This is a genomic window from Plantactinospora sp. ZYX-F-223 (assembly GCF_039649625.1).
Taxonomy (GTDB): domain Bacteria; phylum Actinomycetota; class Actinomycetes; order Mycobacteriales; family Micromonosporaceae; genus Plantactinospora.
In genome coordinates this window covers 1-15,913 of record NZ_JBDJAV010000021.1, presented here as the reverse complement: position 1 = coordinate 15,913, position 15,913 = coordinate 1, and the positions used below count along the sequence as shown (strand labels likewise).

Below are 15,913 nucleotides of genomic sequence, written 5' to 3'. Positions count from 1 at the left end.
ACTAGGCTGCCACCTCTGCGGGCCAGGCGGGGCGTGCTGCGGCCACGACCCGGTCGAAGCTGTCAGCGTACGTGTCGAAGAGGTCACCACCGGAGAGCTTGCGGATGTGCATGACCGGGGCGTGCGGAGCGGGGAAGCCGTAGACGTGGGTGTTGACCAGCATCTCGTCATCGAAACGGTAGATCGAGTTGTAGAGCGTGGTGTGGTGCAGGTGTACCTGCGCGTTGTCGACGTCTCGTAGGTGTCGGTAGTACTGCATGACCTGCTCGATCTTCGCTTTCATAACTCCGGCAGTGCCCTCCTCGACGCTCTTCAACGCGATCGCCTCCGCGTCAGGATCGCCGAGCAGGACACGGACCTTCACTCCCTCGGCCGCCTTGGCTTTCAGGAGCGGAATCAGCCTGGGCTCTTGCTCCACGAGGAACAGGCCGGCGTAGACCAGGATGCCGATCTGGCTGCCGGCGTTGCGGAGGAGCCTGCCCCACAGGTCGGACGGTACTGCGGCACGCCGGGGGTAGACCTGCACAACCTCCGACTGAGCTATCCGGGTCGCCTTCTCCGACGAAACCGCGTTCGGCCACAGGTACGACTCACTCTCGCGGGCCAGGGCCGCGATCGCATGCCGGTGACGGGGATACGGCGTACGGTCCTGCGTCATCCACCGTTCGACGCTCTTCGGGTCAACGCCCAGCTTCTCGGCGACGGCGGCGGGGGTCAGCCCGTTGCGCAGAAGTGCGTCACGTAGCCGGTCGTTCGGCATGCCCTGAGCCTCCCGTTGGACAAGTGGGGACGACTTCAAGTTAGTTAAGACGTCCCAAGTTGTCCAGCCGTGGGGTCGGACCGTCTCCGTTTCTGATCAACCCTGTTGGTATCGGTCTTCCGACCTTCGAGCGGTTGTCACCTGGGAGAGAGTCGATGTCACAAGGCGCAGGAGCCATCAGCGGTCGGCAGGGCGCTACTGGTGGTCTGGCGAGTACGCAAGAGCTGGCCGTCACCGTCGCCTCGACCTGCTCCTACTGTGCCGGCGCTGGCTGGAAGTACGTGACTCGTCGTACCGGACTGCGCTCGGCGGCGGTGACGTGTGGACCGTCTCGGTCGTTGGCGCGGCGGTCGTGTCTGGACTGTGCGGGCTCGGGTCGGGTGGCTGTTTCGTGAGCTGGGCGTCGGGGTGGGTGCCGGCGCCAGGCCGCACGGTCGACGTACGGCCGTCTGAATGCCCGCCCGCCTCGACGCCTGTCCAACGCGTGGGAGGGGTGGCGGGTGGTTCCAAAGCCGGGTGACGTGTTGTTGGTGGATGGTCGAGCGTCGGTGCAGTTCGCCGGGGGCCGTTCGATCCTGCTGCGGGTGACCGTGGTCTGTGGCCGTCCGACATACCACGGCTGGTGTTGGCTGACCGGCTACGTCCTCGACCAGCACGGGCAGGCGCTCGACCGGCGCGATGTCTTCGTCCGCCTCGCCGGCCTGTGTCTGGCCGCTCCGGCTCGGCGCCCGGTTCCGCCGCGACGCTCGCCGGTAGCGAGGGGGCGTCGTGTTTGACCTACGGGTGCGGCTAGGTGAGGTGATCCGGCTGTCCGCCGCTGACCGGCTCCGTCCGACGGAGGGTCCGGTGGTGTTGTGGGTGACCGGCGTACGGCTGGTGGCAAATCGACCGGAGCAGGACGAGTGGGTGTGGCTGGAGGGCGTGAAGATCGGCTATGACGGCCGTTCCGCCGACCAGGCGCAGATTCTCGTCCGTGCCTCCCGGCTGGCCACCGACCGGTCCACGCAGTGAGCCTCTACCTGTCGGCCGGTGCCCGGAAGGAGCTGCGGGCCGCGCAGATGCAGCTTGACCAGCACACCCCGTCGAGCGCCGAGGGCATCTGTCCGGCCTGCGGCGAGCCGGGGCCGTGCGCGTTGCGCCGGGCGGCGCTGCGTGTCTTTGGCCGGTACGGCTGTCTGCCTCGGCGGTGGCCCGGTGCGTCCCGCCCGGAGCTGATCAATGATGCGTCGTCGTGGTCGGGCTGGTTGTCGTCCGGCCGTGATGGTGTGTCGGGCGTTTGACCCTGGCTTGTGTCGTCATGCTGGCAGGCTTTACGCTCCTGTCTTGACATGCTGTGATCTTTGACGGTGGGGTGGCCCGCGATGGCGTACGAGATTCCGACGCCGAAGTACCTGCGCGTGTTGAACACGCTGCGGGAGCGCATCGAGAACGACACGTACGCGCCGGGTGCGGCGCTGCCGTCGGAGAGCCAGCTCTGTAGCGAGTTCGGAGTGTCCCGCCCGACCGTGCTCAAGGCGCTCGGGATCCTGAAGCAGGACGGGTGGATCGAGTCCCAGCAGGGCAAGGGCAGCTTCGTGCGGGGCCGCCCGCCGTCGGGTCGCACGTCGCCGGAGTACGCCCGGGACGCGGTGGAGCTGGACGAGACCGGCGAGGTGGAGATCCTGCACGTCGGTCCGGTCCTCGCCTCGGCCCGCATCGCTGCCGAGCTGAACATCCCGGAGGGGACGCCGGTCTACGAGCGGCGTCGCCGCACCCTGTCGCCGTCGGGGCCGGTGGATCTGGTGGCGACGTTCGTGCCCGTTGACATCGCCGTCGGCACCGGAGTCATCAAGGCCGACCCGATCCCGGGTGGACTGTTGGAGCACATCACCCGGGTCAAGGGCCTGCGGGCGGACTATGCCACCGAGCGGATGACCGCCCGCCGGGTTAGCGCCGACGAAGCGAAGGCCCTGGACGTACCGGCGGACGAGCCGGTTCTCAGTGTCGTGCTGACCGTCCACCAGGCGTCGGGAGATCCAATCCTGACCTCCGTGCTGGTTATGCCGGGTAGCCGGCACGAGATCGAGGACACCTACCCGCTGTCCTGATCAGCCCGCCCACCTTCGCGGATCTTCCTACCGTCAATCTCTTGCTTGTATTTACAGGCTGACGTAACTTGGAAGCTCAACCGGATGTCATGGCGTCATCTGGTGAAGCGAGGAGGCTACGTCGTGGTTCCGCTGACGTTGAAGGTGCCGGTGCCGTTCGAGTACGTCTTCCCGTCCGGGGCGCTCTGCCTGGGCGTCGCGCCGCAGGTCGACTTCGACCGGCGTGGGCAGGGTGACGACCAGGCGCGGGACAAGGAAACCGGGGAGCGGGTCTGGCTGGTGCGGGTGCTGGACCTGGATCCGGAGGCGGGGAAGTTCGGTCGGTCCACTGAGGTCAAGGTGAAGGTGGTCGCCGCTCAGCAGCCGGTTCCGCCGGTGTCGCGGGTGCCCGGTTATCCGCCGGCGATCCAGTTCGAGGGCCTAACCCTGACGCCGTACGTGGATTCGCAGCGGTGCAAGGCGTCCGGGCAGTGCAAGGCCCGGATGGCGTACTCGCTGCGCGCTACCGCCATGGTCCCGGCTGCCGACCTGACCCCGGCCGCCGCCTGACCTGCACGTCGCACCGCACGCGGGGCGGGCTGTTCGTCCGCCAAGATTCCCGGCCCGCCCCGCGCCCCAACCCACCCCTCACGCGTGAAGGAGGGCCTTGTGCCCACCGTAATTCCTGCTGCCCGCACACCCGCCCCCGCCACTCGTCCCGACACCGGGCGGTGGTCGTGATGAGCCGGACCCGCCTCGCCTGGTGGCGGCACGCCGCCCTTGCTCTAGAAACGGCACTACGCCGCGCGCTCGGTCTGCCGTCCGCGCCCGCGCTGGTGTCAGAAATCCGCTGCCCGCACTGCCGCCGGTGGGTGAAGCCGCGTCGGTTCGATCTCAGCCGTATGGCATGCCGGACCTGCCTGGCCACGCTCGCCCGGCCGTCACGCGACCGGGGGCTGCTGTGGTGACTCCCCGTTCTGTGGTCCCTGCGGCTTCCACGGGCGGTGACCGCTGATGCCGCTGATCAACGTCATTCCCGGTGAGAAGGTGCCGGTTGCGCCGATGAACGTGCGGCTGCCGGCGTGGCGGGTCCCGGGCTGGCTGCTGGTGTTCTGGTGGCTGGCGCGCGGCCTGGTCCGCCTGACCGTCCTTGCGGTGCGGTACTGGTGGCTGACCGGCCCGGCCGCCGCCGTGTCGTACGTGTACGTCCGGCATGGCGGCCTGGTCCTGGCCGGCGTCGTCGCTGCCGTGGCCGGTTGCTGTGTGGGCTGGTGGCGGTGGCATCCGGCGTCGTGGTTCCGGTTCGGCTGGTACCCGGCGGTGGCGCGGTGGCGGCGGTTGTGGGTGTACCGGCGGGGCTGGGCGTCGACCATGGCCACCTGCGGCCTGGCGACGGCCTTCGCCGGTGACCGGTACGTGCCGCAACTGCTGCGGGTGCGCTGCGACCGTCACGTCGATGAGGTGACGGTGCGGATGCTGCCCGGCCAGCTCCCCGACGAATGGGCACAGGCGGCGCAGCGTCTCGCCTACGCGTTCCGGCTGCGCGACGGCCAGGCGCGCACCACCGCTCGGCCGGATCGCGTCGTGCTGCGGTTTCTGCGGCGCGATCCCCTTGCCGCGACGGTGGCGCCCCTGCCAGTGCCGGAGGTCCCGGACCTGACAGCCCTGCCCCTCGGCGTCCGCGAGGACGGGCAGACGTACCGGCTTCGGCTGGCCGGCACGCACGTCCTGGTGGCGGGAGCGACGAACTCCGGTAAGGGCTCGGTGCTCTGGTCGCTGATCTCCGCCCTTGCTGGCGGTGTGCGATCGGGGTTGGTGGAGCTGTGGGTGTTCGACCCGAAGGGCGGCATGGAGTTGGCGGCGGGGCTGCCGTTGTTCGCCCGGTTCGCCTACGACGATCCGGACGGCATGGCCGGCGTCCTGGAAGAGGCCGTGAAGCGCATGCGCCAGCGCGCGGCCCGGTTGCGTGGCGTGGCTCGGCAGCACACTCCGACGCCGGATGACCCGCTGATCGTGCTGGTGGTCGACGAGCTGGCGTCGCTGACCGCGTACATCTCGGACCGCAAGGTCAAGGAACGGATCAAGGACGCGCTGTCCCTCCTGCTGTCGCAGGGGCGGGCCGTCGGGGTGCACGTCGTGGCCGCGTTGCAGGACCCGCGTAAGGAGGTGCTGCCGTTCCGGGACCTGTTCCCGACCCGGATCGGGCTGCGGCTGACCGAACCGGAGCAATGCGACCTCGTTCTCGGCGACGGCGCCCGCGACCGGGGCGCGCTGTGTGACCAGATCCCGGAGTCGGCGGCCGGGGTGGGCTACGTGGCTCTGGACGGCGTGCGGGAGCCGGTGCGGGTCCGCTTCTCGTATCTCACCGACACCGACATACGCGACCTGGGCCGGACCTACCGCCGCCTTTGCGAGGACCAGGAGCGCGGGGAGGTGACTCGATGACGGGCAAGACTTGGGTTGAGCGGGTCGAGGGCGCGGTCCTGGTCCTCATCCTGCTCACGGTTGGCGGGCTGGCTGGGGCGGCGTCGTTTACCCACGTCCACGACTGGACCATGGCCAACTCACCTGCCGGCACGGGGGACTGGTTCGGCTGGGCGAACGCCGCGATCTCCGAACTCATCCCGCTCGCCGCGCTGCTGACCATCCGGCGTCGGCGGCGCACGGGCGGGCCGATCGGCTATCCGATGTTCCTACTCGTCGCCGCCGTGGCGCTCTCACTGTCGGCGCAGCTCGCGGTGGCCAAGCCGGGCCCGTCAGGGTGGCTGTTGTCCGCCGTGCCTGCTCTGGCCTTCCTCGGCCTGTCGAAGCTCGTTCTCTCCACCAAACCAGCGTCCCCGGCCGGCTCGGCCAGCGAGACGACCGAGCAGGACCACCGGCCCGACCAGGACGAGACCGAGGGCGGCCCGGACGCCAGCGTCGAGGAGCAGCAGGGCGACGACCAGGCGCCGACTGGCGACCTCATCCCGCTCGCTCGGCGCCACCCCGCCGAGCATCGGCCCGCGCTGGTTCCCGTCCCCGCGACGGCCTTCCCCACCCGCAACGGCACCCCACCCCAGATCCCCGCCGAGGTGACTCGTTGACTCTCGTACCACTGCAACCCGCCGCCGGCCCGGCCGCTCCAGAGAAGCCGCGGCCGGGGTCGCGGGCCGATCGGATGCGCAAGCCTCTGGCCAAGGACGCGCTGCGGCAGCTCGCCGAGCAACACGGCGTCTGCGTCCGCCCCCTCGCGTTGCGGCGCACCGACACCGAGACGGGCGTGACCGAGGTCGTAGAAGTCCCGTGCGGCGCCACCCTGGCGGCCAAGTGCAAGCCCTGCGCCGAACGCGGGCGGCGGTTGCGGATCCAGCAGATCCGGGAGGGCTGGCACCTCGCCGACGAACCCGCCATCCGGCCCGAACACCCGAGCGAGGACGTTCTCGCCCTGATCCGGGTGCGGGCACACATGGAGTTCGAGCGGGAAGCGCTCCAGTACCAGCCGATGCACCCCGACGAACGGGCCGCGCAACTGGCCGACCTGGACGCAGGTATCGCCGAGCTGGATGAGGCGCTTGGACAGACGGACCTACGCGGGCACCTCACACCCCGGGAGCGGACCGACCGGCCCCGCCGGAAGCGGTCCACGAAACGGCGGCAGGACTCGCCCGACCTGCCCCGGCTGCCCGTCGACCCGCGCACCGTCGGCCGCGCCTACGCCGCACGGGACGGCAAGACCTACCGACCGTCGATGCTCGTCACGCTCACCCTCGGCTCACATGGCGCGGTCCACTCCCACTTACGGCGGGGTGCCTACGTCGCACCCTGTGAGTGCGGCCAGCGACACGGGCCGCACGATGACGTACTCGGTACCCCGGTTGATCCGGCCGGCTACGACTACCGGCGGGCGGCGCTGGACTCGATTCACTTTGCGCGGGTCCTGGACCGGTGGTGGCAGAACGTCCGCCGGGCGGCCGGCTGGAACGTCCAGTACGCCGGAGCCGTCGAGTTACAGCGCCGGTTGGCGCCACACGCGCACTTCGCGATCCGGGGCACTCTGCCCCGGCGCCTGTTGAAGCAGATCGCCGCCGCGACCTACCACCAGGTGTGGTGGCCGGCCTTCGACGAGCCGCGCTACACGGTCGACAAGCCGCCCGTGTGGGATGTCGAGCAACAGGCGTACGTCGACCCCAAAAACCGCGAACCGCTGACCCCGTGGTCACACGCCCTGGACGAGCTGGAGGAACCCGACTCCCGACCGGCATACGTGGCCCGGCTCGGCCGCATCGACGCACGCGGCATCGAGCAGGGCACCCGCGACGCGGAACGGTCGATCCGGTACGTGACGAAGTACGTCACCAAGGACCTGACCGACCAGGCCCGACCACGGTCGGACGCGCAGAAGGCGCACTTCGACCGACTCCACGCCGAACTCTCCGTCCTGCCCTGCTCACCCACCTGCGCCAACTGGCTCCTCTACGGCGTCCAACCCGACGGGGTCAAGGCAGGCTTGACCCCCGGCCGCTGCACCGGCAAGGTTCACCAGCGCTCCACGCTCGGCTTCACCGGCCGTCGCGTCCTCGTCTCCCGACAATGGTCCGGCAAGACCCTGGCCGACCACCGGGCGGACAACCGGGCCTGGATCCGCGCGATCCTCGCTGGCGGGATGGCCGACACCGATCCTGCCGACCAAGGCCAGGGCGACGACGAGCACGGCCAGGACCAGGCGGCCGGCGACAACCCGCAGCGGTACCGGTTCGAGCTGGCCCGACCCGAAGACCCCGACGTGCTGCCGCTCGAACACCGAATCCTGCGCGCCGTGTCCGCCCGGATCCGTTGGCGAACAGATCTCGACGCGGCCCGTCAACGCGCGGCCCACGGTCTTTCGGCAACCCCACAGACGCTCACCCCTGCTGCCTGACTGAAGAGGGAGGAACCGGATGGATGACGAGCTGTTGACCGCCGATGAGGTCGCCGCTCGCCTCCGAGCAACACCGCGCTTCGTACGCCGGCTGGTCGCCGAGCGACGGATCGCGTTCGTCAAGGTCGGCCGCCTGGTCCGCTTCGAGGCGTCGGCCGTCACTGCGTACATCGAGAGCAACCGGGTCGTCCCGATGACCCGGGCGGAACTGCGTCGCTACCTGGGGGAGGTCGCCTGATGGCAGGCAAGAACGGTAAGAGCGGCCGGCGCCGTTTCGGCAACGTGCGCCGGCTTCCGTCGGGCCGGTACCAGGCTCGGTACATCGGGCCGGACGGTCTGGAGCGGAAGGCCCGCACACCTTCGAGACGGAACGGCTGGCGACCAAGTGGTTGACCGTCGTCGAGTCGGAGATCATCAAGGGCGACTGGGTCGCACCGGAGGCCGGTGAGGTCGAACTCGGCCCGTACGGACAGCGGTGGATCGCCGAGCGCAAGCTCCAGCCGCGTACCCGGGAGAACTACGAAGACCTGTTCCGGCTGCACATCCGGCCGCACCTCGGCGGCCTCGCCCTGGGCGCCGTCAAGCCCGCGACGATCCGGAGCTGGCGCAGCAAGCTCCTCGACGGCGGCACCTCCGAGCCACAAGCGGTGAAGGCATACGCCCTGCTGCGAGCGATCCTCAACACTGCCGTCAAGGAAGACGAGATCATTCGGCAGAACCCGTGCCGCATCCCCGGCTATGACCGCTATCACACGCCGGAGCGGCCGGTGGCAACCGTCGCCCAGGTCTTCGCGCTCGCCGACGCGATGCCCGCCCGGTTCTCCGCGCTGGTGATCGTCGCCGCGTTCTCCGGCCTCCGCTGGGGCGAACTGGCGGCGCTGCGCCGCTCCGATGTCGACGAGACAACCGGGACGGTCCGGGTGCCGCGCAAGCTCGCCGCGCTGCGCAACCGGATGGAGTTCGGCGCACCCAAGTCTGGAGCCAGCAACCGGACCGTGTCGCTCCCAGCGGCGGCCCGATCCGCGCTCGCCGCTCACCTGCGCGACTACGTGGGGGAGAGGCCGGACGCGCTGGTGTTCACCGGGGATAAGGGCGCGGTGCTGCGTTCCGGCAACTGGCGGCGGGCGGTCGACTGGGCAACGGCGCTGCGCACGGCTGGCATGCCAGAGCGGTTCCACTTCCACGACCTGCGGCACACCGGCAACAACCTGGCGGCGGCGACCGGGGCCAGCACCCGGGAGCTGATGCACCGGATGGGCCACGCCAGCATGCGGGCCGCGCTCATCTACCAGCACGCCACCAGCGAACGTGACCGGGAGATCGCCGCCGGCATGGACCGCCGGATCGCCAAGGCGCAACCCAAGCCCAAGAAGTCGACCAAGACCACCAACCCGACCCCGCCGGCCAAGCCCACCAAGGCCACCCAGAAGCAGGCAACGAAGAAGACGACCCCAACGGCCACCCCGGACGGCACGCCCCACGCTACTGGCACGCGAATGGCACGCAAGATCGACAAATGCTAGAAACGAAACGGCCCAGGCGAGGCGATCATGCCGCTGACCTGGGCCGGAGGGGCTGGAGCGGGCGACGGGAATCGAACCCGCACCGTCAGTTTGGAAGACTGAAGCTCTGCCATTGAGCTACGCCCGCGCTCGCCCCGATCGTCTCAGGACGCGACGGATAGCCTAACGGGTCGCCCCGCCCGCTGGATACCGGCATCCCGTCGGGCGCCGCCAGCCATGGACCCACCACCCCTCCATCCGCCAGTCCAGCAGGTGCAAAACCGGAAGCACCGGCCCCGCACGTACCCAAGATCAAGCTGGTTCGGGACGACACGGCGCCCGGGTGCGGAGACCGGGCGGGCGCGGCCCTGACCGGACGGCATACACTCTTCACCGCCACGGGGTGTGGCGCAGCTTGGTAGCGCACTCGCTTTGGGAGCGAGGGGCCGTGGGTTCAAATCCCGCCACCCCGACTGTCGCCCGCGGCTGCGGGGTGAGCCTGGCCACCCCGCGCCGTCAGACGCCTCCGCCGGCTCGCCTACACTCGATGGGCTGAAGACCGGCCCAGAATAAAGATCGAGATCCGTCAAGGAGTACGCCTGTGAAGAGCACCGTCGAGACTCTGAGCCCGACGCGCGTGCGGCTCGCCATCGAGGTGCCGTTCGTCGAGCTCGAGCCGAGCCTCAAGAAGGCGTACCGGGAGATCGCCTCGCAGGTCAACGTCCCGGGCTTCCGGCGCGGCAAGGTGCCGGCGGCCGTGATCGACCAGCGGGTCGGCCGCGGCACGGTGCTCAACGAGGCCGTCCAGGACGCCATTCCGGAGAACATTCTCGCTGCGGTCCGCGAGCACGACGTGAAGACGCTGGGCCGGCCCGAGGTCGAGATTACCGAGTTCAACGACGGTGACGCGCTGAAGTTCACCGCCGAGGTCGACGTCCGCCCCGAGATCACGCTGCCCGACCTCGCCACCGTCGAGGTGACCGTCGACGAGCTCCAGATCGACGAGAGCGAGATCGACGCCCAGGTCGCCAGCCTGCGGGAGCGGTTCGCCACGCTCAAGACGGTCGAGCGGGTCGCCCAGGAGGGCGACTACGTGCAGATCGACCTGGCGGCGACCGTCGACGGCGAGGAGGTGCCGGGCGGCTCGGCCACCAACATCTCACACGAGGTCGGCAGCAAGCAGCTCCTGCCGGGGCTGGACGAGGTGCTGGTCGGCCTCTCGGCCGGTGCCGCGGCCACCTTCCAGACCCAGCTCGTCGGCGGCGACTTCGCCGGCCGGGATGCCGACGTCTCCGTGACGGTCCGCACCGTCAAGGAGAAGGAACTCCCCCCGCTCGACGACGATTTTGCCCAGCTCGCCAGCGAGTTTGACACCCTAGACGAGCTGCGCGGCGACATCCGCGAGCGGGTCAGCCGGTCGAAGAAGATCGAGCAGATCTACGCTGCCCGGGACCGCGCCCTGGAGCAGATGGTGGCGGCCGCCGACGTACCGGCCCCGGAGGGGGTCGTGCGCGAGGAGGTCGAGCACCGCAAGCAGGCCATGGTCGACCAGCTGGAGCGGATCGGCGCCTCCCTGGAGGAATATCTCACCTCCGAGGAGAAGACCGAGGAGCAGATCGACGCCGAGCTGAAGGACGCGGCCACCGAGGGGGTCAAGATCCAGCTTCTGCTGGACACCCTGGCCGACGCCGAGCAGGTGCAGGTCTCCGACGACGAGTTCGGGCACGAGATTGTGCACCGGGCGCAGCGCGCCGGGATGGCCCCGCAGCAGTACTACGACCAGCTCGTCCGCTCGGGCGCGGCCGGCGCGGTCTACGGCGACGTCCGGCGCGGCAAGGCCCTGGCCATGGTGATGGAGCGGATCAAGATCACCGACTCGGCCGGCAACCCGATCAGCATGGAAGAGCTGCGCGCCGCGAGTGGCGAGGAGCACGACCACCAGCACGACCACGACCACGAGCACTGAGCCGCGCGGGGTCGTGACCGCCGGGCCCGGACGCCACGCTCCGGGCCCGACCGGCCAGAACCCCATCGGGTACGCCCCGGGCGGTCAGCGCGCCGTCGGCAACTGCGCTGTTAGCGAACAGTGCCCGGACCGGGACGTTACGACCCCGGTCAGCGGTTAATGTCGGGCGTAAGACGCACGGAGAGCGAAGGGCTGCCATGACTGGTTCAGACTTCTCAGCTATGCCCCTGCGGGTGACCGAAGCCCGCGGTGCGGACGCACTTGGTGGCAACCTCGACGACTCGGTCTACAACCGGCTGCTCAAGGAGCGGATCATCTTCCTTGGCAGCGAGGTGACCGACCAGGTCGCCAACCGCATCTGCGCACAGCTGCTGCTACTTGCCGCGGAGGACCCCAGCCGCGACATCAACCTGTGGATCAACTCGCCGGGTGGCTCGGTCTACTCCGGCATGGCGATCTACGACACCATGCAATTCATCGACAACGACGTCTCCACGGTCGCCATGGGCATGGCCGCCTCGATGGGTCAGCTTCTGCTCTGCGCCGGCACCAAGGGTAAGCGCTACGCCCTGCCGCACGCGCGGATCATGATGCACCAGCCGTCCGGCGGCATGGGCGGTACGGCGTCCGACATCGCCATCCAGGCCGAGCAGATGCTCTACACCAAGCGGATGTTCCAGGAGCGGGTGGCCTTCCACACCGGCCAGGAGCAGGCCCAGATCGAGGCCGACTCGGACCGGGACCGCTGGTTCACCGCCACCGAGGCCAAGGACTACGGCTTCATCGACAAGGTGATCACCGGAGCCGCACAGGTTCCGGAAGGCGCCGGGACCCTGAGCTGAGGAGCGGAAAGATGACTGACCCGACCCTGCTTGCCGGTGGCGGCTTCCAGCCCGTGCACAACCGGTACGTCCTGCCCTCCTTCGTCGAGCGCACCTCGTACGGCGTCAAGGAGTCGAACCCCTACAACAAGCTCTTCGAGGACCGGATCATCTTCCTCGGCGTCCAGGTGGACGACGCGTCGGCCAACGACGTGATGGCCCAGCTGCTGACGCTGGAGGGCACCGACCCGGACCGCGACATCATCATGTACATCAACTCGCCCGGTGGCTCGTTCACGGCCATGACGGCGATCTACGACACGATGCAGTACGTCCGGCCGGACATCCAGACCGTCTGCCTCGGGCAGGCGGCCAGCGCCGCGGCCGTACTGCTCGCCGCCGGTACGCCCGGGAAGCGCATGGCGCTGCCGAACTCCCGGATCATCATCCACCAGCCGGCCACCGAGGGCGGCTACGGGCAGGGCTCGGACATCGAGATCCAGGCCCGGGAGATCCTCCGGATGCGTACCCAGCTCGAGGAGATGCTCTCCCGACACTCCAACCAGCCGATTGAACGAGTCCGTCGTGATATCGACCGTGACAAGTTCATGACTGCCGAGGAGTCTCGTGAATACGGCCTGGTCGACACCATCCTGACCAGCCGAAAGAAGGGCCTGCTCGCGGCGAACGCCTCGAGCTGATCATTCTGGGTCAGAGGCCGGCCGACCCGCTGCCCGGTGGCCGGCCTCTGACACACCCGTTTTGGGGGTCGGAGAAACCCCGTGCAGCGGGTAACGTCGGTTCTGCACCGCCCACGGCCGGTCGGACCGGCCGGCGAACACAACCGACGGGGCGTACCGTCCGCAGGCCAGCGCCTCTGCTCAGACAGGCTGGCCGATGAGCGCAGGGAGAACGTAGGTGGCACGGATCGGTGACGGTGGCGACCTACTGAAGTGCTCCTTCTGCGGCAAGTCGCAGAAGCAGGTCAAGAAGCTCATCGCAGGCCCTGGGGTCTACATCTGTGACGAGTGCATAGACCTCTGCAACGAGATCATCGAGGAGGAGCTGGCCGAGTCCGGCGAGGTGAAGTGGGAAGAGCTTCCCAAGCCGATGGAGATCTGCCAGTTCCTCGACCAGTACGTCGTGGGTCAGGACCAGGCCAAGAAGGCCCTCGCGGTAGCGGTCTACAACCACTACAAGCGGATCCAGGCGGAGGGCGCCGGCGGACCCGGCTCCGCCGACGGGGTGGAGCTGTCGAAGTCCAACATCCTGCTGATCGGTCCGACCGGGTGTGGCAAGACACACCTGGCCCAGACCCTCGCCCGGATGCTGAACGTGCCGTTCGCCATCGCCGACGCGACCGCGTTGACCGAGGCGGGCTACGTCGGCGAGGACGTCGAGAACATCCTGCTCAAGCTGATCCAGGCCGCCGACTACGACATCAAGCGGGCCGAGACCGGGATCATCTACATCGACGAGGTCGACAAGATCGCCCGTAAGTCGGAGAACCCGTCGATCACCCGGGACGTCTCCGGCGAGGGCGTGCAGCAGGCGCTGCTCAAGATCCTGGAAGGCACGGTGGCGAACGTGCCACCGCAGGGCGGCCGGAAGCACCCGCACCAGGAGTTCATCCAGATCGACACCACCAACGTGCTGTTCATCTGCGGTGGCGCCTTCGCCGGCCTGGACCAGATCATCGAGGCCCGCACCGGCCAGGGCGGCCTCGGCTTCGGCGCCCATCTCCGGTCGGTCTCCGAGCGCTCGACCGACGACATCTTCGGCCGGGTCATGCCGGAGGACATGCTCAAGTTCGGCCTGATCCCCGAGTTCATCGGCCGGCTTCCGGTGATTACCAATGTCCGGAGCCTCAACCGCGAGGCGCTGGTCCGGATCCTCACCGAGCCCCGCAACGCGCTCGTCCGGCAATACCAACGCCTCTTCGAGCTCGACGGCGTGGAGCTGGAGTTCGAGCCGGCGGCGCTGGAGGCGATCGCCGACCAGGCCATGCTCCGTGGCACCGGTGCCCGGGGGCTGCGCGCCATCCTCGAAGAGGTCCTGCTCTCCGTGATGTACGAGGTGCCCAGCAACCCGAACGCGGCCCGCGTCCTGATCACCCGGGGTGTCGTGCTGGAGAACGTCAACCCGACGATCGTGCCGCGCGAGTTCACCGGCCGCCGCGCCCGGCGCGAGCGTGAGGAGCGCTCGGCCTGACGGTCCGCCGACCACCCGGGTAAGCCTGGTCACCGGGGGAGGGTCCCCCGTAGGCTCTCCGCATGCGCGTTGCCGTCTGCCAGCTCAACGCCCGCGACGACCGGAAGGCCAACCTGACCGCCGCCGGCGAGCTGCTCGGCCGGGCCGCGGCCGCCGGGGCGGACTTGGCGATCCTTCCGGAGTACGTCGACTACCTCGGCCCGTCGCGTGGAATGCCCGCTCCCGAACCGGTGGACGGCGAGTTCGCCGAATTCTTCGCCGAGGCGGCCCGGCAGCACGGAATGTGGTTGCACGCCGGCTCGTTCCACGAGACGGGTCCGGATCCGGAGCACACCTACAACACCTCGCTGGTCTTCGACCGCTCCGGTGCGCTCGCCGCGACGTACCGCAAGATCCACCTGTACGACGTGGAGATCCCCGGCCGGGTCTCCTACCTCGAATCCAAGACCGTCGCCGCCGGCTCCGAGCCGGTCACCGTCGATGTCGACGGGGTACGCGTCGGCCTGTCGATCTGCTACGACCTGCGCTTCCCGGAGCTGTACCGGCAACTGGCGGTTGCCGGAGGAGCGCAACTGCTGGTGGTGCCGGCCGCCTTCATGCTGCACACAGGTCGGGACCACTGGGAGGTACTGCTGCGTGCCCGGGCGATCGAGAACCAGTGCTACGTCGCGGCGGCCGGGCAGATCGGCGACCACGATCCGGGGCGTACCTGCTTCGGTCGCAGCATGGTGGTCGATCCGTGGGGGACAGTACTCGGCCAGGCGCCCGACACGGTCGGGATCGTGGTCACCGACCTCGACCTCGACCGGCTGCACGAGATCCGCACCGAGCTACCCAGCCTGGCGAACCGCCGCCTCTGACCGCGCGCATCACGCCGAGGCTCGCGACCGCGAGGATCGTGGGGCTGACCGGCGTACGGCGGCGCGCCGGGCGCCGTGCGGTCACTGAACTTGTTCAACCCGAACCGCGCGGCGGCTTCACTGCAGCAGCATGCCGACGACGGCCAGGCCGATGATCGCGGAGGCCGTCACCAGCAGCCCGGTGGTCATTCTGGATCGGCCACGGCGCGCCAGCCGGTGCACCGAGACGACCACCGCCACCAGTACGAGACCACCGATCACGAGCTGCCAGAACGGCAGCAGGAGCGCGGTGAGGCTGTCCTGCGCGACGGTGATCTGTGTGGAGCTCGCAAACGCGGCCATGGTTGCCACTCTGGCACGCCTGGCCGCGCCTGACACGGACAACTGCGGCACGGTCCGGTCACAGCGGTACGGGAGGGAGGAGTACGTCGATTTGCGCCCAGCGGGCGAGCGGCGTAACTTTCTCTTTGCGCGCGGCGCCCCGGACGGAAGGCCGGGCCGCGAGCACCTTGATCTCCCGCAGGGCATCCGCCCGATGGGGACAGGGGCCGGGTGGTGCGCTCGACCAGATGACATTCAGGTTGAGATTGCGAGACCGACCGGGTAAAGTGTTTGGGGCCGGCAGGAGCCGGGCAGATGTGCCGCGAGCGGCCATCGGCCGGTCTGCGGGTCTTCCCCCGACAGAAGCGACCACCAGTCTTGGTGTGCGTGAGTACGGGGACCCTCGGGCGATGCAACCAAGCCAGAAGTTGGGGCTTGACACTGCGAGGCCGAGCGGGTAGGTTAGGCAAGTTGCCCCGAGGGCGGCCCTCAGTCGAGGACTTGCGTTC

General features: G+C 69.2%; 16 protein-coding genes and 2 tRNA genes. 15 read left to right on the top strand and 3 right to left on the bottom strand.

Annotated features, from left to right (window positions below):
• Nucleotide 1: 1 nt before the first annotated feature.
• On the bottom strand, nt 2-760 hold the full coding sequence (locus tag AAH979_RS21545) for an XRE family transcriptional regulator (protein WP_346259913.1): 759 nt from the start codon (nt 758-760) through the stop codon (nt 2-4).
• Nucleotides 761-1,606: 846 nt separating this feature from the next.
• On the opposite strand from AAH979_RS21545, the gene AAH979_RS21540 reads away from it, so the two are divergent.
• The 9 genes from AAH979_RS21540 to AAH979_RS21500 all read left to right on the top strand — a co-directional run bounded on the left by AAH979_RS21540 (nt 1,607) and on the right by AAH979_RS21500 (nt 9,246).
• Nucleotides 1,607-1,771 carry a hypothetical protein gene (locus AAH979_RS21540; RefSeq protein ID WP_346259912.1) on the top strand — a complete coding sequence of 55 codons (165 nt, stop codon included), beginning with the start codon at nt 1,607-1,609 and terminating at the stop codon, nt 1,769-1,771.
• Entirely contained in the window at nt 1,768-2,040 is a 273-nt protein-coding gene (locus AAH979_RS21535; protein WP_346259911.1) for a hypothetical protein, read from the top strand. Before AAH979_RS21540 ends, AAH979_RS21535 begins: the two co-directional genes overlap by 4 nt.
• 81 nt (nt 2,041-2,121) lie before the next feature.
• Nucleotides 2,122-2,847: a GntR family transcriptional regulator gene (locus tag AAH979_RS21530; protein ID WP_346259910.1), complete on the top strand. Its 726-nt coding sequence runs from the start codon at nt 2,122-2,124 to the stop codon at nt 2,845-2,847.
• A gap of 123 nt (nt 2,848-2,970) precedes the next feature.
• A complete protein-coding gene (locus AAH979_RS21525) occupies nt 2,971-3,396 on the top strand; it encodes a hypothetical protein (protein WP_346260028.1) in 426 nt (141 codons plus the stop codon).
• Nucleotides 3,397-3,840: 444 nt separating this feature from the next.
• Entirely contained in the window at nt 3,841-5,271 is a 1,431-nt protein-coding gene (locus AAH979_RS21520) for an FtsK/SpoIIIE domain-containing protein (RefSeq protein ID WP_346259909.1), read from the top strand.
• The gene (locus tag AAH979_RS21515; RefSeq protein ID WP_346259908.1) at nt 5,268-5,909 is read left to right on the top strand and encodes a DUF2637 domain-containing protein; all 642 of its coding nucleotides are present in this window, start codon (nt 5,268-5,270) and stop codon (nt 5,907-5,909) included. The genes AAH979_RS21520 and AAH979_RS21515 overlap by 4 nt, the downstream gene beginning before the upstream one ends.
• 74 nt (nt 5,910-5,983) lie before the next feature.
• Nucleotides 5,984-7,723, top strand: coding sequence for a replication initiator (locus AAH979_RS21510; protein ID WP_346259907.1), 1,740 nt, complete (start codon nt 5,984-5,986; stop codon nt 7,721-7,723).
• Between the two features lie 19 nt (nt 7,724-7,742).
• Nucleotides 7,743-7,961 (top strand): helix-turn-helix domain-containing protein, encoded by a 219-nt coding sequence (locus AAH979_RS21505; RefSeq protein WP_318403369.1) that lies wholly within the window; start codon nt 7,743-7,745, stop codon nt 7,959-7,961.
• A gap of 151 nt (nt 7,962-8,112) precedes the next feature.
• Nucleotides 8,113-9,246, top strand: a complete 1,134-nt coding sequence (locus AAH979_RS21500; protein WP_346259906.1) for a site-specific integrase — start codon at nt 8,113-8,115, stop codon at nt 9,244-9,246.
• Nucleotides 9,247-9,299: 53 nt separating this feature from the next.
• On the opposite strand, the gene AAH979_RS21495 is transcribed toward AAH979_RS21500, so the two are convergent.
• Nucleotides 9,300-9,373: transfer RNA gene (locus AAH979_RS21495), tRNA-Gly, on the bottom strand.
• Nucleotides 9,374-9,624: 251 nt separating this feature from the next.
• On the opposite strand from AAH979_RS21495, the gene AAH979_RS21490 reads away from it, so the two are divergent.
• The 6 genes from AAH979_RS21490 to AAH979_RS21465 all read left to right on the top strand — a co-directional run bounded on the left by AAH979_RS21490 (nt 9,625) and on the right by AAH979_RS21465 (nt 15,083).
• Nucleotides 9,625-9,698 (top strand) — tRNA-Pro (locus AAH979_RS21490).
• A 128-nt stretch (nt 9,699-9,826) separates the two neighbouring features.
• Complete coding sequence (tig, locus tag AAH979_RS21485) at nt 9,827-11,191, top strand: trigger factor (RefSeq protein ID WP_346259905.1); 1,365 nt, start codon at nt 9,827-9,829, stop codon at nt 11,189-11,191.
• A 197-nt stretch (nt 11,192-11,388) separates the two neighbouring features.
• Nucleotides 11,389-12,033 (top strand): ATP-dependent Clp protease proteolytic subunit, encoded by a 645-nt coding sequence (locus AAH979_RS21480; protein WP_318403364.1) that lies wholly within the window; start codon nt 11,389-11,391, stop codon nt 12,031-12,033.
• Nucleotides 12,034-12,044: 11 nt separating this feature from the next.
• Nucleotides 12,045-12,713: an ATP-dependent Clp protease proteolytic subunit gene (locus AAH979_RS21475; RefSeq protein WP_101367584.1), complete on the top strand. Its 669-nt coding sequence runs from the start codon at nt 12,045-12,047 to the stop codon at nt 12,711-12,713.
• A 217-nt stretch (nt 12,714-12,930) separates the two neighbouring features.
• Nucleotides 12,931-14,223 (top strand): ATP-dependent Clp protease ATP-binding subunit ClpX, encoded by a 1,293-nt coding sequence (clpX, locus tag AAH979_RS21470; RefSeq protein WP_130462450.1) that lies wholly within the window; start codon nt 12,931-12,933, stop codon nt 14,221-14,223.
• Nucleotides 14,224-14,285: 62 nt separating this feature from the next.
• Nucleotides 14,286-15,083 carry a carbon-nitrogen hydrolase family protein gene (locus AAH979_RS21465; RefSeq protein ID WP_346259904.1) on the top strand — a complete coding sequence of 266 codons (798 nt, stop codon included), beginning with the start codon at nt 14,286-14,288 and terminating at the stop codon, nt 15,081-15,083.
• A gap of 117 nt (nt 15,084-15,200) precedes the next feature.
• Here AAH979_RS21465 and AAH979_RS21460 read toward each other — a convergent pair whose 3' ends face one another.
• On the bottom strand, nt 15,201-15,425 hold the full coding sequence (locus AAH979_RS21460) for a hypothetical protein (RefSeq protein WP_318403361.1): 225 nt from the start codon (nt 15,423-15,425) through the stop codon (nt 15,201-15,203).
• Nucleotides 15,426-15,913: the final 488 nt, after the last annotated feature.

Bases quoted from the DNA above. Each gene is read 5' to 3' on its own strand.
- AAH979_RS21545 (WP_346259913.1), bottom strand. From the start codon at position 760: ATGCCGAACGACCGGCTACGTGACGCACTTCTGCGCAACGGGCTGACC.
- AAH979_RS21530 (WP_346259910.1), top strand. From the start codon at position 2,122: ATGGCGTACGAGATTCCGACGCCGAAGTACCTGCGCGTGTTGAACACG.
- AAH979_RS21520 (WP_346259909.1), top strand. From the start codon at position 3,841: ATGCCGCTGATCAACGTCATTCCCGGTGAGAAGGTGCCGGTTGCGCCG.
- AAH979_RS21515 (WP_346259908.1), top strand. From the start codon at position 5,268: ATGACGGGCAAGACTTGGGTTGAGCGGGTCGAGGGCGCGGTCCTGGTC.
- AAH979_RS21510 (WP_346259907.1), top strand. From the start codon at position 5,984: ATGCGCAAGCCTCTGGCCAAGGACGCGCTGCGGCAGCTCGCCGAGCAA.
- AAH979_RS21505 (WP_318403369.1), top strand. From the start codon at position 7,743: ATGGATGACGAGCTGTTGACCGCCGATGAGGTCGCCGCTCGCCTCCGA.
- AAH979_RS21480 (WP_318403364.1), top strand. From the start codon at position 11,389: ATGACTGGTTCAGACTTCTCAGCTATGCCCCTGCGGGTGACCGAAGCC.
- AAH979_RS21475 (WP_101367584.1), top strand. From the start codon at position 12,045: ATGACTGACCCGACCCTGCTTGCCGGTGGCGGCTTCCAGCCCGTGCAC.
- AAH979_RS21465 (WP_346259904.1), top strand. From the start codon at position 14,286: ATGCGCGTTGCCGTCTGCCAGCTCAACGCCCGCGACGACCGGAAGGCC.
- AAH979_RS21460 (WP_318403361.1), bottom strand. From the start codon at position 15,425: ATGGCCGCGTTTGCGAGCTCCACACAGATCACCGTCGCGCAGGACAGC.